We start from the raw sequence: 21,667 nt of genomic DNA, 5'->3' as shown, positions 1-21,667 counted from the left end.
GATCGGGGGCCGACCAGGGCCCGCGCACCAAGGGGGATCATGTTCGGGATCATCAGGCCGTGTCGGCACCGGCTCTCCGAGCGGCTGCAGGCCTCGTGGATGGCTCATCTGTGCGGACTCTGCCTGGCACTCAGGGACGACCACGGCCAACTGGCCCGGACGGCCACCAACTACGACGGTCTGATCATCTCGGTGCTGGTCGAGGCACAGAGCGCGAAGGACGACGCCTCCTGGCGCCGCACCGCCGGGCCCTGCCCGCTGCGCGGGATGCGCACCGCCTCGGTCGCCAAGGGCGAGGGCGCCCGGCTGGCGGCCGCCGTCTCGCTGGCGCTCGCCTCGGTGAAGATCCGCGACCATGTCGAGGACCGGGACGGCGTGTTCGCCCGGCGCCCGGTCGCCGCCGGGGCCCGCGCCGTCACCAGGCGCTGGGACCGCAAGAGCGCGGGCGGCGCCTCGGCGGTCGGCTTCGACACCGCCGTCCTGCTCGACGCGGCCTCCCGCCAGGGCGCGTTGGAGCGTGCGCTGCCCCCGGGCGGGTCCGTCCTGCTGGTCACCGAGCCGACCGAGAGCGCCACTTCGGCGGCGTTCGCCCACACCGCCGTCCTGGCCGGCCGGCCCGGCAACGCCGAACCGCTGGCGGAGGCGGGGCGTCTGTTCGGGCGGCTCGCCCACCTGCTGGACGCCGCCGAGGACCAGGCCGAGGACGCCGCGAGCGGAGCCTGGAACCCGCTCACGGCGACCGGCACCGACCGGGCCGAGGCCGAACGCCTCTGCCGGGACGCCGTCCACGGCATCCGGCTCGCGCTGCGCGAGGTGGAGCTGACCGACCGGGCCCTGGTGCACACCCTGCTCGCGCACGAGACGGAGCGGGCCGTGGAGCGCGTCTTCGGCCCGGCCGCGCACACCGCCACCTGCCGGACCCGGACGGCGCCCGCCGACGGTGCCGCCGGGCACGTTTTCGCCGGGAACGGGGGCGCCGGGCACGGCTCCGACCCGTACGGTTCCGACCCGTACCGGTCGGCGCCCCGGCAGGACCCGGGGCAGGCGCCGCCCGCCGGTCCCGGCGCGCCGGGACCGCCCTGGGTGCCGCAGGGCCCCGGGTTCACCCCGCCCGGCGGCCGTCCCCCGCACCGGCGCAACCTGCTGGCCGGCTGCGCGGTCTGGGCGCTGATGGCCTGCACCTGCCAGCTGATGTGCTGCTCGCACGACGATCCGTTCTCGCGCGAGCGCAAGGAGGGGTGGTGCGCCCGGCAGGACGTCGACTGCGGGGACTGCGGGGACTGCTGCAGCAACTGCGGTGACTGCTGCAACTGCTGTGGAGACGGCGGGTGCTGCGACGGCTGCGGATGCGACGGGTGCGACTGCGGCTGCGACTGCTGAGCACCGCTGCCCTGCGCGGGCCGGGCGCGATCGCCGCCCGCGCAGGGCCACTGACCCCACCTCAGGTGGAGCCGGGGTCGTCCGCGAGGCCGGGCCGCCCGGCGCGGCGGCTCCGACCTGCGACGGACCACGGCTCCGCGACTTCTTCGCCCCGCTGCCCGCCGAGGTCCTCGCCGGGCCGGTACTCCTGCTCAGCGCGCGGCGCAGCAACGAGGCGCCGGAGGCGGCGGCCGACTGGGAGCGGACCTGGCAGCAGCTGACGGGCTGGCGGCGCTGGCTGGACCTGCCCGAGGGCGGTCACCTGTGTCTGGGCGCCTTCTTCGACCGGCACCTGCTCGGCCGCCCGAGCGCACTGCTGAACGGCCCTCGGCGGACTACCCGGAGGTCCGCTTCGTGAAGTAGTCCACGCCCGCACCGGCAGCCACGGCCACGCCGCCACCGGCGCCGACAGCGACACCCGCACCGGCGCCGACACCCGAGCAGCCGGCTCCCCCGCCTCGGGCCGGCCCGGCCGGGTCCGGCAGCGGGACACGTCCTGCCACCGGCAGCCCGCCCGTCGCCGAACCGGACAGCGGGTCCGGCAGCGAACCCGACCAGGGAGCGGACACCGGCCCGCGCTGCCAGAGCGGCAGCACCGCGACCGGCCCGCGCTCACCGGCCGTCGTCACCCCGGACTCACGCATCGAACCCCGCCTCGGCGGCCGCCCGACGGTCCGCCGTCAGCGAGTCGCCCAGGCGCGCCAGCAGCACCCGGAAGCGCTCCGTGTCCTGCTCCGTCATCCGCCCGTCGGGCAGCGCCCGCCCGCCCTGCTCCTCGACCGTTCCCTCGTTCATGCCGCCGACGCTAGGCGTCGGCGATCAACGGCCGATAAACACCCACATCACGGAGGCACCACGGGTACCACGAAGCTCCGGGCACACCCACGGACCGCTGCCGTCGCGGCCGTTACGCCCGGCCGAGCACCCGGTCGACGGTGATCTCGATGACCACGCGGTCCGGGTTCACCCGGGGCTCGCGGTACCGCTCGGTGTACCGCCGGACGGCATCGGCCACCGCGTCCGGCTCGTCCCGCACCACGGCCACGCCCTCCAGCGTCGACCAGCGCGCGCCGTCCACCTGGCAGACCGCCACCCGCATGCCCTCGGCCCCGGCGGCCTGCACATTGCGCACCTTGCGACTGGTCCGACTGCTGATCACCCGCGCCGTCCCGGTCTCCGGCTGGTACGTCACCCCCACCGGCACTACGTGCGGCGAGCCGTCGGGGCGCCGGGTGGTCAGCGTGGAGATGTGCCGCTCCCGCCAGAAGGCGAGGAAGGCTTCGTCGAGTGCGTGCGGATCATGGGCCATGCCCGCGATCGTACGGCGCCCGGCCCGGTGCGCGGGGCACCGGGCCGGGCATCGCCCCCGGTCACCGGCCGGAACCGGGGCCGGCGGCCGGAGCTGGAGCCGGGGCCGGTGACCGGGGACCCTCGCGGTCAGTGGCCGCGCGCGATCCACTCCGGAAGTGCGGGCGCCTCGGCGGCGATCGTGGTCGGGTCGCCGTGGCCGGTGCGGACCACCGTCTCCGGGGGGAGCGAGAGGAGGCGGTCCCGGATCGAGTCGATGATCGTCGGGAAGTGCGAGAACGACCGGCCGGTGGCGCCCGGGCCGCCCTGGAAGAGGGTGTCGCCGGTGAAGACCGTGCCGAGCCCGGGCGCGTGGAGGCAGACCGCGCCGGGCGCGTGGCCGGGGGTGTGCAGCACGGTCAGCTCGGTGCCGGCCACCTCGATCCGCTGTCCGTCGGCGAGTTCGCCGTCCGGCAGGCGGTCCGGGTGGGTGAGCTTCCAGAGCGGCAGGTCGTCCGGGTGCAGCAGGATCGGCGCACCGGTGCGGTCGGCGAGCGCCGGGGCCGCGTCGATGTGGTCGTTGTGCGCGTGGGTGGAGACGATCGCCAGCAGGCGGCGCCCGCCGAGGGCCGCCTCGATCGCCTCGGCGTCGTGCGCCGCGTCGATCACCACGGCCTCGTCGTCGTCACCGACGATCCAGACGTTGTTCTCCACCTCCCAGCTGCCGCCGTCGAGGTCGAAGGTGCCGGCCGTGACCAGCCGGTCGATCCGCGCGCCGCTCACAGGATCACCACCGAACGGAGCACATCACCCTCGTGCATGCGCGCGAACGCCTGCTCCACGCCGTCGAGTTCGATGGTCTCACTGACGAACGCGCCGAGGTCCAGCCGGCTCTGGAGGTAGAGGTCGATCAGCATCGGGAAGTCCCGCGACGGCAGGCAGTCGCCGTACCAGGAGGACTTCAGCGCGCCGCCCCGGCCGAACACGTCCAGCAGCGGCAGCTCCAGCGTCATCTCCGGCGTCGGGACGCCGACCAGGACGACCGTGCCGGCCAGGTCACGGGCGTAGAACGCCTGCTTGTACGTCTCCGGGCGGCCGACCGCATCGATCACGACGTCCGCGCCGTGGCCGCCGGTCAGCTCGCGGATCGCCTCCACCGGGTCGGCGGTGCGGGAGTTGATGGTGTGGGTGGCACCGAGCTTCTCCGCGGTGATCAGCTTGCGGTCGTCGATGTCCACCGCGATGATCTTCCCCGCGCCGGCCAGCCGTGAGCCGAGCACGGCCGCGCCGCCGACACCGCCGCAGCCGATCACCGCGACCGAGTCGCCCCGGCCGACGTTGCCGGTGTTGATCGCGGCGCCGATGCCCGCCATCACACCGCAGCCCAGCAGGCCCGCGACGGCCGGCTCGGCCCTCGGGTCGACCTTGGTGCACTGGCCGGCCGCGACCAGGGTCTTCTCCGCGAACGCGCCGATGCCCAGCGCCGGGGACAGCTCGGTGCCGTCCAGCAGCGTCATCTTCTGCTTGGCGTTGTGCGTGTCGAAGCAGTACTGCGGGCGCCCGCGCTCGCACGCGCGACACTGGCCGCAGACCGCACGCCAGTTGAGGACGACGAAGTCACCGGGCACGACCTCGGTGACGCCCTCGCCGACCGACTCCACGATCCCCGCCGCCTCGTGCCCCAGCAGGAACGGGAAGTCGTCGTTGATGCCGCCCTCCCGGTAGTGCAGGTCCGTGTGGCAGACGCCGCAGGCCTGGATCCGCACCACCGCCTCGCCCGGCCCGGGGTCGGGTACGACGATCGTCGTCACCTCCACGGGCGCGCCCTTGGCACGCGCGATGACTGCCTTCACCTGCTGGGCCATCCGATTCCACCTCCGTCGGCCGGTGCGGCTCTGCACCGGCGTGACCTGCGTCAAACGACTTGCCCACGAAGCGTATCGCCCGGTGCGGGGCGCGCCCGGCGAACGGCCCCGGTGATCCCGCTCACCGCCCCCGGGCGGCGGGGGCGCGTGGGCACGACCGAGCGCCCGTCATCGGCCCCTCAACCACCCCGCCTTGGCTGGAATGGTTGCTGACTGTGGCTCGGCGCCCACGTACGGTCGTAACGACCCGTCCGACTCACCCGCCCCGTCCGCCCGCGTCGCCGCCCCGGCCGACCGCACCGTGCCAGGCCTCCCCGACCGACCGTTCCCGCCGATCCGCCCCGCCCTGCACCACCCCGGCACCCCCTGCGCCGTCCCGACCGCCCGCCCCGACCGCCCATCCAGACCGCCCGCCCCGACCGCATGCCCCGCCCCCGCGCACCTCCCCGGATCCACCCCCCGTCGGGCCGCCCCCGCGGCCCACCGCCCTGGAGTCTGGAGTACGGATGTCCGCCGAGAACAGTGCCACCCGTGCCACGACCGGCCCCGCCGAGACCCATGCGCCCGGCCCGCCCCGTCCGGCCCCGGCGTCCCACCCGGCCGCGCCGCCCGCGCTGGCCGGCCCACCTGCCCTGCCCGCGCTGCCGCCGCTGCACTGCCTGCGGCGCCTCGAACCGGGCCCGCCGCGCCTCGGGGCGCTGCCCACCGGCACCCCGGTCTGGCTGGTCAGCCGGCACGCCGACGTGCGGCAGGTGCTGACCGACCCGCGCCTGGGCCGCGCCCCGCTCTACGCGCCCGAGGCACCCCCGCTCACGCTCACCCCGAACCTCCTGGACAACCCGGAGGGCATGCTGAACCTCGACGGCGTCGACCACCAGCGGCTGCGCCGCACGGTGCAGCGGGCGTTCACCCCACGCGCGATAGCCCGCTGGCGGCCCTGGGTCGCCTCCGTGGTCGAGGCCCTGCTGGACGAGCTGATCGACCAGGGCTCCCCCGCCGACATCATCGCCGCCTACACCCGCCCGCTGCCGGTGGCCGTGATCAGCAGGCTGATGGGCCTCGACGGCCTGGACGGCAAGCGCCTCGCCCACTGGAGCGACCACGCGCTCTCCACCACCGCGCACTCGACCGAGTCGGTCCGGGTGGCCATGGAGGAGTTCGCCGGTTTCGGGGCCGGCCTGATCGCCGAACGCCGGGCCGCGCCCGGTGACGACCTGGTCAGCGGCCTGCTCGCAGCGGCCCGGGAGAGCGGGGGCATCACCGAGCGGCAGCTGGTCTCGCTGGTGATCGGCCTCGTGGTGGCCGGGCACGAGACGACCATGACGATGCTCGGCAACGCCCTGGTCTATCTGCTGAGTGACGGCCGCGAGGCCTGGCACCGGCTGGCCTCCGACGAGCAGAGCGCGGTCGCCGCCACCGAGCAGCTGCTGCGCGGCGTCCCGCTCGGGGACGGCGACGCACTCCCCGGTCTGTTCCGGCGCGCCGTCGAGGAGGTGGAGATCGGCGGCGTGGTGATCCCGGCCGGCAGCGTGGTCGCCGCCGACACCACGACCGCCAACCACGACCCCGAGGTCTTCACCGGCGATCTGCTGACCGAGCTCTTCTCGCCGCTGGCCGCGCCGATGTACACCTTCGGCGCCGGGCCGCACCACTGCCTGGGCGCCTGGCTCGCCCGGATGGAACTGGAGCTGGCCCTGCACCGGCTGGCCCGCCGCTTGCCCGCGCTGCGGCTCGTCGGGCCGACGGACTCCATCGACTGGCGGCGCGGGCTGCTGACGCGCAGTCCGAACACGCTCCAGGTCGCCTGGTGACTCCGGACTCGACCGGGCCCGCGTCGGTCACCCGGCGTGCGGGCTCCCGGCAGTCGTCCTCCCCGACCGCTCCCGCGGCCGCGGTTGCGGCGGCTGCGGCTGCGGCCGGAGGCCCGCCCGGGGAGGACGACCCGGTGGTGGTCCGGGTCAACCGGGACCGCTGCATCGGCTCGGGCATGTGCGCGCACACCGCTCCCGGCTCGCTGGCGCTGGGCGCCGACGGCGTGGCCCACCCCCTGCGGGGATCCGCGCCCGACGGCGGACCGGCCGGCGAGCGGCTGACGGCGCGACTCGCCGAGGCCGTCGACTGCTGCCCGGTCGAGGCGCTCGCCCTGCACTCGGCACGGGACGGCCGCCGGGTCGCGCCGTCCGACTGAGACCGCCGGCGCCGCCCTCCGGCCCGGGGAGCGGCGGCGCCGACCGCCCCGGACGGCCGCTCAGGCCCGGGCGGCGGCTTCCGCGCAGGCCAGCGCGGCGCGGAGCTCGCTCACCGGATCCCCTTCGTGGTACGGCCGCTCACTGGTCTCGATGTGGTCCAGGAACTCTTGGTACCGCACCGCGTAGGCGAGGTGGTAGAGCGGCTCGACCAGCGCCAGGGCGCGCTCCGGATCCGACCCGGGGGCGTGCTCCCGCCAGGCACCGGCCCACACCGCGGCGACCTGCGCCCAGCGCTCGTCGGACACGTACTGCCGGGGGCGCAGCCCGTCCAGTGCCGGGTGCCCGAAACAGGAGTCCGCGTAGTCGACGACCACCGCCCGCGTGCCGTCGGAGCGCCAGTTCCCGGGGTGGAAGTCCCCGTGCACCAGGGTCTCGGGCAGCCCGCAGGCGGCCAGCCCCGCGACCAGCGCGGGCAGCCGGTCCGCGAGCGCCCGGGCGGCGGCGAACTCCTCGGCCGTCAGCGACTCGCCGGACGCTCCCGGGCCGGCCGGCTCCGCGGCGCCCTCCGCTTCCCGCTCCAGACGGTCGAGCAACGCGCCCACCTGGGCGACCAGCGCGCGCGGGGTGCGGTCCCGCAGGCCGGCCGCGGCGGCCCGGCCGTCGGCGGCGAGCGCCGCCTGGGCGGCGACCAGCCGAGGCACCACGGCAGCGACCTCCTCCCCGGACGGACCCCAGCAGTCCTCCCCGGGCACGTGGTCGAGCAGCAGCCGCCCGTGCACCGGGTCGGTGCCGAGCAGCCGCGGCACCAGGGTGGGATCGACGCTGCCGAGCAGCGCGATCACCGCGCCCTCGTCGGCGTTGAACGCCGGGTTGGTCACCTTCAGCCAGGCGTCGACGCCGGTCGCCGTCCGGTAGCGGAAGAGTCCGGACAGGTTCCACGTCCGGACCTGCTCCACCGGGCCGGCCACCGGACGGCCCACCCGGTGCAGCGTCCGCTCCGCCCAGTCGAGGGTGGCCCGCAGCCCGGCCTGGGTGGCCCAGCCGGCCCGCCGCTCGGCCGGCCCGAGCAGGACGGCCGCCTCGGCACCCGCCTGACGCGGCACCAGGGTGGCCGGGCGCTCCAGTGCCTCCGCGTGGTAGACCACGTGCCCGCCGCTGCCGCCGCCACCCGCCGCCACCTCGGCGAGCCGGAGCACCAGCACGGGCACCCCCAGCTCCTCGGACAGCCGCTCGACGACCGGCCCGGCCGACGACCACCACGCCCCGTCCACCTCGAACGGCCCTACCGGGCCGAGGTATTCACTGCCGTGGGTGACGTGGATGCTGACCGTCCGACCGTTCGCCTGTTCCATCCGCGCAGGGTCCCCCACCCGTTCGACGTGCGCAATGAGTTTTCCGCGCACCGCCTCCGCCCACCACCTCCGCCTCGGCCGCGCTACCGCACCGAGCGACCGACCGACCGAGCGACCGACCGACCGACCAGGCTGACTCCCCCACTGCCCCTGCGTGCTCTGCGCACCCGAGGTGACGGAGCGCCACCTCCGACGGTCCGAGGGCCCGTCGGCCGCTACGGGATCACCACCCCCGCACCTGAGACCCGGACGCGGGTGTCGTCCGCGCGCAGCTCGACGCCCAGCACGCCCGGGCGGCCGAGGTCCTCGCCCTGGTGGATCGTCAGGGTGGCCGGTGCGGTCACCGCGCCCCGCTCCCGCAGGTAGGCGCCGAAGGCGGCGGCCGCCGCGCCCGTCGCCGGATCCTCCACGACGCCGCCGACCGGGAACGGGTCACGGGCGTGGAAGACGTGCTCGCTCTCCCGCCAGACCAGCTGCACGGTGGTGAGCCCGCGGGCTGTCATGTAGGCGGCGAGGCCGTCGAAGTCGTAGTCCAGCCGGGCCAGCCGGTCACGGGTGGCGGCGGCCAGCACCAGGTGCCGGGCGCCGGCGTAGGCGATCCGGGGCGGCAGCGCCGCGTCCAGCTCGTCGGCCGACCAGCCGAGCAGGGCGAGCGCCTCCTCGACGTCCGCGCCGCTCACCTCCTGGACGTGGGGCTCGACGCTGGTCAGCGTGGCGCGCAGGACGCCGTCCGCGCCCTTGTCCACCTCGATCGGCACCTCGCCGGCCTGCGTGGCGAAGACGAACCGGCCCGGGCCCGTCCGCTCGGCGAGCGCGACGGCGGAGGCGACGGTGGCGTGGCCGCAGAACGGCACCTCCAGCAGCGGGCTGAAGTACCGCACGGTGTAACCGGCCCCGGCCGGGCCCGCGACGGAGCCGGCCGCGTCCGGTATCAGGAAGGCCGTCTCGGAGTAGCCGAGCTCGGCGGCTATGGCGAGCATCCGCTCAGCGGACAGGCCGGAGGCGTCGAGCACCACACCGGCCGGGTTGCCACCGCCGGGGTCAGTGGAGAAGGCCGCGTAGCGCAGGACGTCGCTCTGGGGAACTGCCGCGGGCGCGTCGTCAGTGATCATGCCCGGTCGAACGCCGTCGTTCGGCCGCCTGTTCCCACCCGCTGGCCCCGATCGGTGGTGCGGCGCACGTCGCACGCCCCTCCCCGGCCCGCGCGCCCCCGACGCACCACCGCCGACGACCCGCCGGTCCGTCCCGTCCCGTCCGGTCCCGGAGCCCTCCCTCGCGCCGGCACCGCACCGTCAGCGCAGCACCGCCTCCAGCAGGTCCGAGCCCAGCCGGGCACTGCCCGCCAGGTCGAGCTGGTACAGCATGTACCGCCCGCGCCGCCGGGTGGTGAGCAGCCCGGCCCGGCGCAGCACCGCCAGGTGCCGCGACACCTCCGGCGCGCTGAGCTGCCAGGCCGCCGCCAGCTCCCCCGTGGTGTGCGGACCGCGCGCCATCGTGCGGGCGAGCCGGAGCCGGACCGGGTGGGCCAGCGCCTCCAACCGCTGCTGCACCACGGCGAGCGAGACCGGCTCCGGCAGCCCGCCCTCCGCGATCGGGTACTGCACCACCGGCCGCCACCCGGGCTCGTGCACCACCAGCAGGTGCGGGTGCCCGAAGGCGGTCGGCACGAAGGTCACTCCCCCGGCGTCGGACCGGGTGGCGCTGTCCTGCAGCTTGTCGATGACGATCCGCCGCCGCCCGTCCGCCCGCTCCTCCAGGGCGATCGAGGAGGACACCGCCGCCAGGGCGCTGCCGAGGCCGTGCCGGGCCAGCCGGTCCGCCTTGTGCCGGGCATCGGCCGCGAGGTCCGGCAGCACCCGGCGCCAGGCAGCCGCGAAGAACGCCTCCCCGCAGTCCTCCAGCAGCCGGCGGAGCAGGGCCCGGACGGCCGGCGGGTCGGCGAACAGCCGGTCGGCGAAGGCCGCCTGGCGAGGGCCCCGGGCCATCGCGAGCTCCCGGGCCCGCTCCTGCGCCACGGGGTCGCTGAGCGGCGAGTCGCGCCGCTCGGAGAGCCGGGACGTCCCGCAGGTCATGAAGGAGGCCGCCCGGACGTACAGCTCGTCGTCGATCCGGTCGACGGCGTCCAGCTCCTCGGCCAGGGTGGCCCCCGGCCGGCCCGGGACGAGGAAGTCGGCCCGCGAGGAGCGCCAGAGGAAGTCGGCCTCGGAGAGGCGTTCGGACAGCTCCGGGGCGAGCGAGGCGGCCGTGCTCGCCGCCCAGCCGTGCAGCCCGGGGTGGTGCGCGGGCTCGGCGAGGACGTGCAGCATCGAGCTCAGCTCGGCCAGCGGCGAGGGGGTGAAGAAGACGCGGTCGTCGGGCAGCGCGGTGATGTCGATGCTGAGGCTCACTCCGGTGATCCTGCCAGCCCGTCACGACGGCAGCGCCGTCGATTGACGGGAGTCGTCAATCGACGTGCTCCGGGGCGGCGCGCGGCCGCACGGTACCGGCCATGAACCAGCTCCAGCAGAAGTCCCGCTCCGCAGAGGCCTCCGCCCGGGCCGGCCGGCCGCCGAGCCCGACCGCCGCCCGGCCCGGGCCCGCCGCCCTGCTCGCGCTGCTCACCGCCGCCGGTGGCCTCCGCTACGCCACCGCGCTGCTGGTGGACGCGCTCGGCACCGGTCTGCTCCGCCCGTTCATGCTCCTCTACGGCATCGGGGTGCTGCGGCTCGGCGCGGGCACGGTCGGCCTCGCGCTCTCCGCCGGTCTGCTGGCGGGCCTGCTGGTGCTCCCGCTGACCGGCCGCTGGATCGACCGCGGCGCGCGCAGCCTCCCGGCGGCGGCGACCCTGCTGATCAGGGCGGTGGGCTCGGTGGTGCTGCTGTGCGCGGACGGCCTCGGCGGGTTCACGGCGGCCGCCGTGCTGCTCGGCATCGGCGGCCAGAACTGGCCGACCACCCACGCGGCGCTGGTCAGCACCCTCACCGAGGGGCGCACCCGGGACGCCGCGCTGGCCGCCGGGCGGACGCTGCGCAACGCGGGTCTGGGTGCGGGCGCGCTGCTCGCCACCCTGGCGGTGACCGGCGGGTCGGGCGCGATCCGGCTGCTGGCCGGGGCGACGGCCGCCGCGTGCCTGGTCGCGGCGGCGCTGGTGCACTCGCTCCGGGTCACCGACCCCGGCGCCGCGGCCGCCCCGAGCCCCGCACCGGCCGCCGACCCGGCCACCGTTCCGGACCCGGCCGACGCACCGGACCCGGCCCCGGCCGCCGACCGGGCCGCCGACCCGACGGCCGGCTCCGCCGCCGCTCCGGTGCTGCGCCGGATCGGCCTGCTCAGCATCGCCGCCCTCCCCTACGCGTTCTGCTTCGACGTCCTGGAGGTCGCCCTGCCCGCGCTGCTGGTCCTCCATCTGCACGCGTCCCCGGCCTGGTCCTCCGGGGTGTTCGTGGGCAACACCGTGCTGGTGATCACGCTTCAGCTCGCGATCGTGCTCCGGCTCGCCCGCCGTTCGCGACGGGCCGTGCTGGCCTCCGCCGGAGCGGTCCTGGCGCTCGCCTACCTGGGCTTCTGGGCGGCGTGGGCGATCGGCGGCACCGCTGGTGCGGCCACCGTGGCGGCCGTCTCGGTGCTGTTCACGCTGGGCGAGATCCTCTACAGCGGCTCGGGGACGGCCCTGGTCGCCGCCGTCGCGCCGCCCCGGCTGCTCGGGCGGGCGCTCGCCCGCTGGGAGCTGTCGACGGGCGTCGGCCGCGCGCTGGCCCCGGCCGTGCTGACCGCGCTGCTGGCCGCCGGGCCGGGCGTGCTCTGGCCCGCGCTGGCGGCCGCCACCCTGCTCGCGGCCGGGGCGGTGACCAGGCTGGCTCCGCGGGGGTGACCGGTCGGCGGTGGGAGGATCCCCCCATGGCCGTCACCGTCTTCCAGCAGCAGCTCCGCGACCGCTTCCTCGCCGCCACCGTCACGCCGCCGCCGGTGCCCTGGCAGCCCGTCGGTCCCGGCATGATCGCGGTCGGCGGGCTGCTCGGGATCGGTTTCGCCACCGACCCGGCCACCGGGCACGACCTCGTCCTGGCGGTCTCGACCGCCGGGCACGGCCTCTTCGACGCGACGACCGGCGAGAAGATCGCCCGGGTGTACGACCCCGAGGAGGAGCCGGACGGTCCGGACCTCGCCTGCCCCGGCATCGGCCCGGTCGCCGACGTCCGCGTCCCGGTGGCCGGCCTCCACGGCGGCGGCCTGCACACCGGTACCGACGACGGCTGGCACGTCGAGGTGCTCGTCCCGGAATGGCCCAACGAGCGGGTCCTGCTCTGCACCGGCGGCGGACCGTACACCGGCGACCACGGCGAGACCTGGTGGCAGGTGTTCCACTCCTCCTGGTCGACCTTCCGCGCCGCCGGGTTCTCCCCCTCGGGGCGGACCCTGGCCGTGGCCACCAGCAGCGACCTCACCCTCTGGAGCCGCCCCGACCCGCGGGGCCGGTGAGCGGTCCGGCTCCCGCCCGAGGTGCGGGCCGCACCGGCCGGCGCGGGACCGCCCGAGGTGCGGGCCGCGCTCCGGTCGCCGATGCTGGGCGGCGACGCGCGCGCTGCACGGCGGCCGGCCCGGCCCGAGGAAGGACACCCGCATGAGCTCACTCGACTTCGAGGTCATCGACAGCCCCGACAGCTCGCTCAACAAGACCTCCGTGCTGGTGACCGGGCCCGACGACGCCCTGCTGGTGGACGCCGGGTTCACCCGCTCCGACGGGCGCCGGCTGGTCGACCGGATCCGGGCCTCGGGCAAGCGGCTGACCACGGTGTTCGTCAGCCACGGCGACCCGGACTTCTACTTCGGCGCGCAGGAGGTGCAGGACGCCTTCCCGCAGGCGCGCTTCCTGGCCACGGCGTCCACCGTCGAGCACATCCAGGAGTCCTACGAGGGCAAGCTCAAGGCCTGGGCGCACCTCGGACCGGAGCTGCCGACCCGCCTGGTGCGGCCGGAGCCGCTGCACGGTGACGAACTCGTCTTCGAGGGACACCGGTTCGAACTGCGCGGCGCCGACTTCCACCTGCCGGACCGGCACTACCTCTGGCAGCACCACCACCGGGCGCTCCTCGGCGGGGTCCTGCTCTTCGAGGGCCTGCACGTCTGGACCGCCGACACCCCGACCCCGGCGCAGCGGGGCGCCTGGATCGACCTGCTGGACGGCATGGAGGCGCTGGAGCCGGAGTTCGTGGTGGCGGGCCACCGGACCGCCGACGCGCCCACCGACACCACGGCGATCGCGCACACCCGCGACTACCTGCGCTCCTTCGAGACCGAGATCGGCCGGGCCCCCGACGCGGCCGCCGCCAAGGAGGCGCTGGAGCACCGCTACCCGGGGCTGGGCATGGCACTGGCGGTCGACCTCGGTACGAAGGTCGCCAAGGGCGAGATGGTCTGGGGCTGAGCCGCGATGATCGAGATCCCGAGGTCCGAGATGTCGTTCGCCGAGTCCGACGCGCCCGCGGACGTGGTGCGCCGCCAGTACCTGGCCTCGGCACGCGGCGATCTGGCCGCGCTGCGGGCCACCCTGGCCGAGGACGTCGAGTGGACGGAGATGGCCGGCTTCCCGCTGGGCGGCACCTACCGGACGCCGAAGGGCGTCACCGGCGGCGTGATGGAGCGGCTGGCCGCCGACTGGGAGGACTGGACGGCCCACGACGACAGCTACGTGGTGGCCGGCGAGAACGTCGTGGTGCTGGCCCGCTACACCGCGGTCAACCGGGCCACCCGCCGACCGCTCGACGTCCGGGTGGCCCACCACTTCACGGTGCGCGGCGGCCGGATCGTCCGCTTCGAGCAGTTCGTCGACACCGCACTGGTCCGCGAGGCGATGACGCACACGCCGTGACGCGGGTGCCCTGAGGCGGGGCGCCCTCACGTCCGCCTGCTGGCCGCCGCAAACCCCGAACGCCCTCGCTCCACCCGTTCGGGGGAGCCTGTCGCGGCGCGCCTGGCGTGGCCTCGACAGGCCCTCCGACCGGCGGCAGGCTGTCCGTGATTCCGGCCGGAGAGCGAGGAGTTCAGCATGAGCACGGACACAGCGGGTACGGCCGACGGGCGCGGGCGCCCGTACGTCATCGTCGGCGCCTCCCTCGGCGGCGCGAAGGCGGCCGAGGCCCTGCGCGAGGCCGGCCACCAGGGCGACATCGTCCTGATCGGCGCCGAGCACGAGCGCCCGTACGAGCGGCCGCCGCTCTCCAAGGGCTATCTGCTCGGCAAGACGCCGCGCGAGAAGATCTACGTCCACCCGCCGCAGTGGTACTCCGACCACCACGTCACGCTGCGGCTCGGCACCGCCGTCACCTCCGTCGACCCGGTCGCGCACACCGTCACGCTCGCCGACGACGGCCGGATCGAGTACGCGAAGCTGCTGCTCACCACCGGTTCGGTGCCGCGCCGGCTGCCGGTACCCGGCGCGGAGCAGGACGGCGTGCACTACCTGCGCCGGGTGGAGGACAGCGACCGGATCAGGGCGGCGCTGGTACCGGGTGCCCGGGTCGTGGTGATCGGGGCCGGCTGGATCGGCCTGGAGACGGCGGCGGCGGCCCGGACGGCGGGTGCCGAGGTCACCGTGCTGGAGGCGGCCGAGCTCCCGCTGCTGCGGGTGCTCGGCCGCGAGGTCGCCCAGGTCTTCGCCGACCTGCACCGCGACCACGGCGTGGACCTGCGGTTCGGCGCCCAGGTGGAGGAGTTGACGGGCGACGGCGGCACGGTCACCGGCGTCCGGCTCGGCGACGGCACGACGGTGGCGGCGGACGCGGTGATCGTCGGCATCGGCATCGCCCCCGACACCGCGCTGGCCGAGTCGGCCGGGCTGGCGCTCGACAACGGCGTGAAGACCGACGAGTACCTGCGCACCTCCGACCCGGACATCCACGCGGCGGGCGACGTCGCCAACGCCTTCCACCCGCTGTACGGCCGCCACATCCGGGTGGAGCACTGGGCCAACGCACTCAACCAACCGCAGACCGCCGCGCGCGCGATGCTCGGCCAGGACACGCCCTACGACCGGGTGCCGTACTTCTTCACCGACCAGTACGACCTCGGCATGGAGTACACCGGCTACGTGGAGCCCGGCGGCTACGACCGGGTGGTCTTCCGCGGCGATGTGAAGGCCAACGAGTTCATCGCCTTCTGGCTCGCCGACGGCCGGGTGCTCGCGGGGATGAACGTCAACGTCTGGGACGTCACCGACGCGATCCGCGAACTGATCGTCTCCAAGCGCGTGGTGGACGCCGACCGCCTGACGGATCCCGAGATTCCCCTCGGCGAGCTCTGAGGCACAACAAGAGCCCTGGCCGGCAAGAAGCCACCCGATCAATCGCCGCGGGCGACGAACGGGACCCGGCTCGGTGGCCAAGTCCTCACCGGCCTCGGGGAGGCGCTGGATGTAGGTCATCGCCTGCCGGTAGCGCCCGATCTCGGCCGCGACGGTGTCGCTCGCCTCGATCGGGGTCTCACCCACCATGATGTCCTCGACCTCCGACACGCTCGCCGCACAGACCTCGCCACGCCGAAGGTCGCGCGCACCAAGCTCGCCAAAGTTGAGCGTCAGCTTGTCAAGAAAGCTCTGGCGTCGCTATAACTTTCTCGTCGAGGTGCCCAGGCAGGAGGACAGAGCCGGGCAGGTCCGGCGCCATTGCGCCTCTGGGTACCCGTGACCGTTCACGACCGTGAGGAGCTGATCCCTTTGTTGATGCGTACCGACTCCCTGCGCGGAATGCGCGACCTGGACCGGCTGACCCAGCAGTTGGTCGGTACCGCCTCCCAGCCGGCGGGAATGCCGCTGGTCGCCTACCGCGACGGAGAGGTGTTCGTGCTGCGCCTGGACCTGCCGGGCATCGACCCGAAGACCATCGACCTGGACGTGGAGCGCAACGTCCTGACCGTGCGCGCGGAGCGCGCGTCCGGGCTGCCGCAGGGCGCGGAGGTGCTGGCGGACGAGCGGGTGCTGGGCCGTTTCTCCCGGCAGGTGTTCCTGGGCGACGCATTGGACACCGACCGGATCGAGGCCGACTACGACCAGGGGGTGCTGAGCGTGCGCGTGCCGATCAGCGAGAAGGCCCGCCCCCGCAAGATCGCCATCACGGCGAAAGGCGAACGCGAGGCCATCTCCGCCTGACCGCGGCGAGGCGCCCCGACTCGTGCGGGGCGAAGACTGCCTCCCCGACCGGCGCGGAAAATCTATGCCCGCTGGAGTAGACATTGCCGCGCACCGTGGTTAGTGTTTCTCTCGTAGCCGAGATCAAGCGGTACCCGCCAGACACGAACTGGCGGGCAGCAGTTCAGAAGTGCGCAGGTCGGCACGGTTGCAGGGTTCTGAAGCCATGGATGGTGCAGTAGGCGACGGGGCTGGCGGCCGGGCCGGGTGGCCCGCAGGTATCAGGGGCCACCACCGAGCGGTACCGCAGTTCAGCAAGTGCACTACTCGTAGGTGAAGTTGGGTTCGGCAGTACCGGCAGTCGCAGTACGCGGTATCCCGGTGAAGGCGCCCAGGCTGCGGGCGCGCGCACCGGGACCGGCAGTGGGGTTCCAAGCCGAGCAGGTTGAGCAGGACGGGCGACGGGGCTGGCTGCCGGAGTCGGCGGGACCGCCAGGGACCGCCGCAGCAGGACCGGGTAGTTGGCACTACCACGCAGTGGGAAGTACCGCAGTTCGCAGTAACCGGCCCGTACAGAGGATGAATGGAGGGACAACGCGCCATCAGGATCGCCCGGCCCGTGAGGAAACAGCCCGGGCGGACTCCGTAGACCCCAACGCAAGGACGGTGGTTTCCGGTCACGCATACGCGATCCCCGCACACCCCTTCCCCCGGGGCAGTGCGGACACAAGGACCCCGGCCCCAGAGCCGGTAGATGGTGTAAAACCCTTCGGGGCCCCGGGAGCCGCAACGGCCCCGGGGCCCCTCAGCGCGTCCCCCGGGCACAACAACAAGAAGAGGTGCAGTGACCACGACAGCCATTCGACCGCATACCCCCGACTCCCTCGACGACGACGACTACCCCGCTTACACCATGGGCCGCGCCGCCGAGATGACCGGCACCACCCCCGGCTTCCTACGCGCCCTCGGCGACCAGGGCCTCATCACACCCCTGCGCTCCGACGGCGGCCATCGCCGCTTCTCCCGCTATCAACTACGGATCGCCATGCGCGCCCGCGACCTCGTCGACCAGGGCACCCCCATCGACGCCGCCTGCCGCATCATCATCCTCGAAGACCAACTCGAAGAAGCCCTGCGCATCAACGAACAGCTCCGCCGCGACGCCGGACAGGAACCCGCAGCCGACACCTGATCCACCCACCAGGCCGACGAGACCGGCCCGCGGTGAGCGGCAGGTGCTCACCGCAGGCCGCCCCGGTCACCCCCGACCGCCGGCCGGCCACTCCCACCGCACGGCCCGCCTCACCGGCGCAGGCTGGTTCCACGCCGCCCGGGCCTTCCTGCGGGCGTCGGCCGCACGTCCTCCGCCCTTCCTAAAATGAGCGCATGATCGCCGAAGACACCCAGCCGCCGGGAGACGGAGGAAAGTCCCGGCCCGGCCCCCGCACCACGTCCGGCTCCCTCCACACCGCCGCGCTTGATGCGCCCGCCGGCACGACCGGCCGGCCGGCCGGCCGACTGACAGCCACCGACCCGGCCGGCGGCGCGCCGTGCGCGGCGGTCGCGCTGAAACCGAGATTTCGGGGTTGGCTGCACGCCGGCATCTTTCCCCTCTCACTGGCCGGCGGCGTCGTCCTGATCGCCCTTGCGCGCCCGGCCGCGGCGGTGGCGGCCTGCTCGGTGTTCGCGCTGTCGGCCTGGCTGCTGTTCGGTACCAGCGCCGTCTACCACCGGGGAACATGGGGCCGGCGCGGGGAGGCGGTCCTGCGGCGGCTCGACCACGCGAACATCTTCCTGATCATCGCCGGCACCTACACCCCGCTGGCGGTGCTACTGCTGCACGGACGGCGCCGGACGGTGCTGCTCACCGTGGTGTGGGCGGGCGCCCTGGCCGGCATCGCCTTCCGCACGCTGTGGATGGGGGCTCCCCGGTGGCTGTACACCCCGTGCTACATCGCCCTGGGCTGGGCAGCCGTCCTCTACCTGCCCGACTTCGCACGCACCGGCGGCACCGCGGTCGTCGTCCTCGTCATCGTCGGCGGTCTGCTCTACACCGCAGGAGGTGTCGTCTACGGACTCAAACGTCCAGACCCGTCACCGTACTGGTTCGGCTTTCACGAGGTCTTCCACGCCCTCACCGTCGCCGCCTTCAGCGCGCACTACACGGCCGTTCTTCTCGCAGCCACATGACCTGGTCGTCGCGGGCACGCGGACACGGGTGCAACGGGCGGTCACTGCAGCTCATCATGGATCTTCGGGGACGCGGCGAGGGGCCCCGGTGCCGTTGCGGCTCCGGGGCCCCGAAGGGGTACAACACCATCTACCGGCCTGGGCCGGTCCTTGGGTTCCGCGCTGCCCCGGAGGCCGGGGTGTGCGGGGATCGCGTATGCGTGACCGGAAACCACCGTCCTTGCGTGGGGGTCTGCGGTGTCCGCCCGGGCTGTTTCCTCACGGGCCGGGCGATCCTGATGGCGCTTGCGCCCTCCATTCATCCTCTGGACTGCACTGTCACTTTCGTACTGCCAGTACTGCACTCACTGAACTACGCACAACCGGTACCGCTGGTGGCGGCCCCTGACACCTGCGGGCCGCCCGGTCCGGCAGCCAGCCCCGTCGCCGTCCTGCACCTGCCTGGCTTCGGAACTCCACTGCCGGACCGAACTGCGAACTTCTGTCCAACAACCCCGGCCAGTTCGTGTCTGGCCGGTATCGCCGACTGCTGTCTACGAGAGAAACGCTAGACCCGCCCGCGAGCAATGTCTACTCCAGCGCACATAGATTTTGCGTTCGCCGCGAGTGAGGTATTCTTCCGGTGCGTGGCGGCGGCACCCCCCGAGCCGCCGCCACGCCCTGCCGACGAACAAGCAGTAGCGCGCAGGGGGCGGGAGTGGAGGGCCTGGCGCCCGGAGCGCCGCAAACCGCCCAGGACGGGCAGGCTGCCCTCGTCGAGGCGATCATCGAAGCTGTCCGCGGCGGCGGCGAACCATCCGCCGGCTGCTGGCCCGCTTCGCCGAACCGGACTCCATCGCCGACCTGTACGCCCTGCGCGATTCCCTCCACCCCCCGCCCATCCGGCCCCCCAGGCAGAGTGACTCCTGCCAGGCTGGTGACCAGGTGGGCGGTGCCGTCGGCGAGCCGGTAGGAGAAGCCCGACGACGGTGACCCGGCCGGCCTGGACCGCCGCGGCAGGCACGCGGGAGCGGTCCAGCAGCAGGTCGACGGGGCGCCGTCTGCGCGAGGCGATGCGGTCCGCGTCCTCGGTGTGCCCGGCCGCGGCAGCGCCCCAAGGCCCTTCCCAGCGGCGCGCGCCGGGCGGGGACGGCCGAGCGCGGTGCGGGGCGCGGCCGGCCGGACTGGTCGGTTGACCGGCGGGCCGCGCCCCGGCGGGGGCTACAGGGCGTGGGTGAGGCGGTCGGCCAGCAGGCGTGTGAAGCGGGCCGGGTCGGGCAGGTCTCCGCCTTCGGCGAGCAGGGCGCTGCCGTGGACGAGTTCGGCGGTTTCGGCCAGCGCCGGGTTGTCCGCTCCGGCCTGGTGCGCCTGGTGCAGGGCGGTGATGAGGGGGTGGCTGGGGTTGAGTTCGAGGATGCGCTTGACCTGGGGAAGTTCCTGGCCCATGGCCCGGTACATCTTCTCCAGGGTGGGGGTCAGGTCGTGGGCGTCGCCGACCAGGCAGGCGGCGGAGGTGGTCAGGCGGGTGGAGAGTCGGACCTGCTTGACGTGCTCGGCCAGCGTGGTCTGGAGCCAGGCGAGGAGGGCGGCGAAGTCCTCTTCGCGCTGCGCCTTCTCCGCCTTCGCCTCGTCACTGCCTTCCCCGTCGGCGTTGTCGTCGAGGTCGACCTGGCCCTTGGCGACGGACTGGAAGCGGTGGCCGTCGAAGGCGGGGATCTGGTCGGTCCAGACCTCGTCGACGGGGTCGGTGAGGATCAGGACCTCGTAGCCCTTGGCGGTGAAGGCCTCCATGTGCGGGGAGTTCTCCACCATCGCCCGGTTCTCGCCGGTCAGGTAGTAGATGGTGTCCTGGCCGTCCTTCATCCGCGCGACGTAGTCGCGCAGCGTGGTCGGCTTCTCCGCGTCATAGGTCGAGGCGGCGCTGACCAGTTCCAACAGGGCGTCGGTGTTGTCGCGGTCCTCGATCAGGCCCTCCTTGAGGACCCGGCCGAACTGCTCCCACACCTTCGCGTAGGTCTCGCCGTTCTTGGTCCGCATGTCCTTGAGAGCGCCGAGGACCTTCTTGACGAGGCGCCGGCGCACGGCGGTGATCTGGCGGTCGTGCTGCAGGATCTCGCGGGAGACGTTCAGCGACAGGTCGTGGGCGTCCACCACGCCCTTGACGAACCGCAGGTAGTTCGGCATCAGCGCGTCGCAGTCGTCCATGATGAACACCCGCTTGACGTACAGCTGCACGCCCCGCTTCGTGTCCCGGGAGAACAGGTCGAACGGGGCTTGGGCGGGGATGAACAGCAGCGCCTCGTACTCGAAGGTACCCTCGGCGCGCATGTGAACGGTCTCGGCCGGGGCCTGCCAGTCATGGCTGATCTGCTGGTAGAACTCGCTGTACTCGGCCTCGGTCACCTCACTGCGAGGACGGGCCCACAGCGCCTTCATCGAGTTCAGCGTCTCCGGCTCGCCCGCAGCCGCACCGTCGGCGTCGGCGCTGTCGTCGGCAGTGGTACTGCCGGGCTCGGTGGCCATCCGGATCGGCCAGCGGATGAAGTCCGAGTACTGCTTGACGATCTGCCGGATCTTCCACCGGGCCAGGTAGTCGCCCAGCCCGTCCTCACTGTCCTCGGCCTTGAGGTGCAGGGTGACCGAGGTGCCCACCGGCAGACCTTCGACTTCCGCGATCGTGTAGGTGCCCTCGCCGTCGGACTCCCACACGGTGCCCTGCTCGGTGCCGGCGCGACGCGTGTGGAGGGTGACCTTGTCGGCGACCATGAACGCCGAGTAGAAGCCGACGCCGAACTGGCCGATCAGGTGCTGCGCGGCATCCGCGTCCTTCGCCTCCTTGATCTTCGCCAGCAGGCCTGCGGTGCCGGACTTGGCGATGGTGCCGATCAGGTCGACGACGTCGTCGCGGGTCATGCCGATGCCGTTGTCCCGCACCGTCAGGGTGCGGGCGTCCTTGTCGACCTCAAGGACGATGTGCGGGTCGGAGGCCTCAAGGGTGGAGTCGGTGAGGGATTCCAGGCGGAGCTTGTCGAGGGCGTCGGAGGCGTTGGAGATCAGCTCGCGCAGGAAGATGTCCTTGTTGGAGTAGATCGAGTGGATCACCAGCTGCAGCAGCTGGCGGGTCTCCGCCTGGAACTCCAGCGTCTGGGTCGGACTGGCCACGGGAGGCTTCTCCTTCGAGTGAGGGAAAGGGTTCGTATCCGGTCAGGGCACCGGGGCCGGCGGGTGTACCGCGTGGCCGGCCCCGGAGGTGTTCAGATGTGGCTGAGGGGCCGGTAGGGCTGC

At 74.0% G+C, this 21,667-nt stretch carries 20 protein-coding genes; 11 read left to right on the top strand and 9 right to left on the bottom strand.

Features of this window, described 5'->3' with window-relative positions:
• Positions 1-39 precede the first annotated feature (39 nt).
• Complete coding sequence (locus ABZ495_RS20985) at positions 40-1,380, top strand: DUF5685 family protein (protein ID WP_359837355.1); 1,341 nt, start codon at positions 40-42, stop codon at positions 1,378-1,380.
• 374 nt (positions 1,381-1,754) lie between these two features.
• Here ABZ495_RS20985 and ABZ495_RS20980 read toward each other — a convergent pair whose 3' ends face one another.
• The 5 genes from ABZ495_RS20980 to ABZ495_RS20960 form a co-directional block, all read right to left on the bottom strand.
• Positions 1,755-2,063 (bottom strand): hypothetical protein, encoded by a 309-nt coding sequence (locus tag ABZ495_RS20980; protein WP_359807782.1) that lies wholly within the window; start codon positions 2,061-2,063, stop codon positions 1,755-1,757.
• Positions 2,056-2,214 carry a hypothetical protein gene (locus ABZ495_RS20975; protein ID WP_329491152.1) on the bottom strand — a complete coding sequence of 53 codons (159 nt, stop codon included), beginning with the start codon at positions 2,212-2,214 and terminating at the stop codon, positions 2,056-2,058. Before ABZ495_RS20975 ends, ABZ495_RS20980 begins: the two co-directional genes overlap by 8 nt.
• 112 nt (positions 2,215-2,326) lie before the next feature.
• Positions 2,327-2,728 (bottom strand): TIGR03618 family F420-dependent PPOX class oxidoreductase, encoded by a 402-nt coding sequence (locus ABZ495_RS20970; RefSeq protein WP_352296660.1) that lies wholly within the window; start codon positions 2,726-2,728, stop codon positions 2,327-2,329.
• 128 nt (positions 2,729-2,856) lie between these two features.
• Positions 2,857-3,489 carry an MBL fold metallo-hydrolase gene (locus ABZ495_RS20965; RefSeq protein WP_329491149.1) on the bottom strand — a complete coding sequence of 211 codons (633 nt, stop codon included), beginning with the start codon at positions 3,487-3,489 and terminating at the stop codon, positions 2,857-2,859.
• A complete protein-coding gene (locus tag ABZ495_RS20960; RefSeq protein WP_329491148.1) occupies positions 3,486-4,571 on the bottom strand; it encodes an S-(hydroxymethyl)mycothiol dehydrogenase in 1,086 nt (361 codons plus the stop codon). The genes ABZ495_RS20965 and ABZ495_RS20960 overlap by 4 nt, the downstream gene beginning before the upstream one ends.
• Positions 4,572-5,077: 506 nt before the next feature.
• Between ABZ495_RS20960 and ABZ495_RS20955 the strand changes: the two genes are divergently transcribed.
• Positions 5,078-6,382, top strand: a complete 1,305-nt coding sequence (locus tag ABZ495_RS20955) for a cytochrome P450 (RefSeq protein WP_359807780.1) — start codon at positions 5,078-5,080, stop codon at positions 6,380-6,382.
• Positions 6,383-6,516: 134 nt separating this feature from the next.
• A complete protein-coding gene (locus ABZ495_RS20950) occupies positions 6,517-6,759 on the top strand; it encodes a ferredoxin (RefSeq protein WP_359837352.1) in 243 nt (80 codons plus the stop codon).
• Between the two features lie 60 nt (positions 6,760-6,819).
• On the opposite strand, the gene ABZ495_RS20945 is transcribed toward ABZ495_RS20950, so the two are convergent.
• The 3 genes from ABZ495_RS20945 to ABZ495_RS20935 all read right to left on the bottom strand — a co-directional run bounded on the left by ABZ495_RS20945 (position 6,820) and on the right by ABZ495_RS20935 (position 10,499).
• Positions 6,820-8,112, bottom strand: a complete 1,293-nt coding sequence (locus ABZ495_RS20945) for a phosphotransferase (protein ID WP_359837350.1) — start codon at positions 8,110-8,112, stop codon at positions 6,820-6,822.
• Between the two features lie 215 nt (positions 8,113-8,327).
• Complete coding sequence (locus tag ABZ495_RS20940; protein WP_359807774.1) at positions 8,328-9,224, bottom strand: PhzF family phenazine biosynthesis isomerase; 897 nt, start codon at positions 9,222-9,224, stop codon at positions 8,328-8,330.
• A gap of 180 nt (positions 9,225-9,404) precedes the next feature.
• Positions 9,405-10,499: a DUF5937 family protein gene (locus ABZ495_RS20935; RefSeq protein ID WP_352297521.1), complete on the bottom strand. Its 1,095-nt coding sequence runs from the start codon at positions 10,497-10,499 to the stop codon at positions 9,405-9,407.
• A gap of 101 nt (positions 10,500-10,600) precedes the next feature.
• On the opposite strand from ABZ495_RS20935, the gene ABZ495_RS20930 reads away from it, so the two are divergent.
• From ABZ495_RS20930 to ABZ495_RS20895, 8 genes are all read left to right on the top strand, one after another.
• A complete protein-coding gene (locus ABZ495_RS20930; RefSeq protein WP_359837348.1) occupies positions 10,601-11,962 on the top strand; it encodes an MFS transporter in 1,362 nt (453 codons plus the stop codon).
• Positions 11,963-11,988: 26 nt separating this feature from the next.
• Positions 11,989-12,570: a hypothetical protein gene (locus ABZ495_RS20925; RefSeq protein WP_359807769.1), complete on the top strand. Its 582-nt coding sequence runs from the start codon at positions 11,989-11,991 to the stop codon at positions 12,568-12,570.
• 142 nt (positions 12,571-12,712) lie between these two features.
• The gene (locus tag ABZ495_RS20920; RefSeq protein WP_329491138.1) at positions 12,713-13,516 is read left to right on the top strand and encodes an MBL fold metallo-hydrolase; all 804 of its coding nucleotides are present in this window, start codon (positions 12,713-12,715) and stop codon (positions 13,514-13,516) included.
• A gap of 6 nt (positions 13,517-13,522) precedes the next feature.
• Entirely contained in the window at positions 13,523-13,960 is a 438-nt protein-coding gene (locus ABZ495_RS20915; protein WP_329491137.1) for a nuclear transport factor 2 family protein, read from the top strand.
• 177 nt (positions 13,961-14,137) lie between these two features.
• Positions 14,138-15,391, top strand: coding sequence for an FAD-dependent oxidoreductase (locus ABZ495_RS20910; protein WP_359837346.1), 1,254 nt, complete (start codon positions 14,138-14,140; stop codon positions 15,389-15,391).
• A gap of 417 nt (positions 15,392-15,808) precedes the next feature.
• Positions 15,809-16,234, top strand: a complete 426-nt coding sequence (locus tag ABZ495_RS20905; protein ID WP_359807765.1) for an Hsp20/alpha crystallin family protein — start codon at positions 15,809-15,811, stop codon at positions 16,232-16,234.
• A gap of 892 nt (positions 16,235-17,126) precedes the next feature.
• Positions 17,127-17,405 carry a MerR family transcriptional regulator gene (locus tag ABZ495_RS20900; protein WP_329492369.1) on the top strand — a complete coding sequence of 93 codons (279 nt, stop codon included), beginning with the start codon at positions 17,127-17,129 and terminating at the stop codon, positions 17,403-17,405.
• A 194-nt stretch (positions 17,406-17,599) separates the two neighbouring features.
• The gene (locus tag ABZ495_RS20895) at positions 17,600-18,403 is read left to right on the top strand and encodes a hemolysin III family protein (protein WP_359837344.1); all 804 of its coding nucleotides are present in this window, start codon (positions 17,600-17,602) and stop codon (positions 18,401-18,403) included.
• Positions 18,404-19,603: 1,200 nt separating this feature from the next.
• Here ABZ495_RS20895 and htpG read toward each other — a convergent pair.
• Positions 19,604-21,544: a molecular chaperone HtpG gene (htpG, locus tag ABZ495_RS20890; RefSeq protein WP_359837342.1), complete on the bottom strand. Its 1,941-nt coding sequence runs from the start codon at positions 21,542-21,544 to the stop codon at positions 19,604-19,606.
• Positions 21,545-21,667 lie beyond the last annotated feature (123 nt).

It is taken from the genome of Kitasatospora sp. NPDC005748 (genome assembly GCF_040630735.1).
Taxonomy (GTDB): domain Bacteria; phylum Actinomycetota; class Actinomycetes; order Streptomycetales; family Streptomycetaceae; genus Kitasatospora.
This window is presented reverse-complemented; position numbering and strand designations above follow the sequence as displayed.

Excerpts from the sequence above, each read along its gene's own strand:
- ABZ495_RS20915 (WP_329491137.1), top strand. The coding sequence starts at position 13,523 with ATGATCGAGATCCCGAGGTCCGAGATGTCGTTCGCCGAGTCCGACGCG.
- ABZ495_RS20940 (WP_359807774.1), bottom strand. The coding sequence starts at position 9,224 with ATGATCACTGACGACGCGCCCGCGGCAGTTCCCCAGAGCGACGTCCTG.
- ABZ495_RS20985 (WP_359837355.1), top strand. The coding sequence starts at position 40 with ATGTTCGGGATCATCAGGCCGTGTCGGCACCGGCTCTCCGAGCGGCTG.
- ABZ495_RS20975 (WP_329491152.1), bottom strand. The coding sequence starts at position 2,214 with ATGAACGAGGGAACGGTCGAGGAGCAGGGCGGGCGGGCGCTGCCCGAC.
- ABZ495_RS20910 (WP_359837346.1), top strand. The coding sequence starts at position 14,138 with ATGAGCACGGACACAGCGGGTACGGCCGACGGGCGCGGGCGCCCGTAC.
- ABZ495_RS20905 (WP_359807765.1), top strand. The coding sequence starts at position 15,809 with ATGCGTACCGACTCCCTGCGCGGAATGCGCGACCTGGACCGGCTGACC.
- ABZ495_RS20920 (WP_329491138.1), top strand. The coding sequence starts at position 12,713 with ATGAGCTCACTCGACTTCGAGGTCATCGACAGCCCCGACAGCTCGCTC.
- ABZ495_RS20945 (WP_359837350.1), bottom strand. The coding sequence starts at position 8,112 with ATGGAACAGGCGAACGGTCGGACGGTCAGCATCCACGTCACCCACGGC.
- ABZ495_RS20895 (WP_359837344.1), top strand. The coding sequence starts at position 17,600 with ATGATCGCCGAAGACACCCAGCCGCCGGGAGACGGAGGAAAGTCCCGG.
- ABZ495_RS20955 (WP_359807780.1), top strand. The coding sequence starts at position 5,078 with ATGTCCGCCGAGAACAGTGCCACCCGTGCCACGACCGGCCCCGCCGAG.
- ABZ495_RS20960 (WP_329491148.1), bottom strand. The coding sequence starts at position 4,571 with ATGGCCCAGCAGGTGAAGGCAGTCATCGCGCGTGCCAAGGGCGCGCCC.
- ABZ495_RS20970 (WP_352296660.1), bottom strand. The coding sequence starts at position 2,728 with ATGGCCCATGATCCGCACGCACTCGACGAAGCCTTCCTCGCCTTCTGG.
- ABZ495_RS20930 (WP_359837348.1), top strand. The coding sequence starts at position 10,601 with ATGAACCAGCTCCAGCAGAAGTCCCGCTCCGCAGAGGCCTCCGCCCGG.
- ABZ495_RS20900 (WP_329492369.1), top strand. The coding sequence starts at position 17,127 with ATGGGCCGCGCCGCCGAGATGACCGGCACCACCCCCGGCTTCCTACGC.
- ABZ495_RS20925 (WP_359807769.1), top strand. The coding sequence starts at position 11,989 with ATGGCCGTCACCGTCTTCCAGCAGCAGCTCCGCGACCGCTTCCTCGCC.
- ABZ495_RS20980 (WP_359807782.1), bottom strand. The coding sequence starts at position 2,063 with ATGCGTGAGTCCGGGGTGACGACGGCCGGTGAGCGCGGGCCGGTCGCG.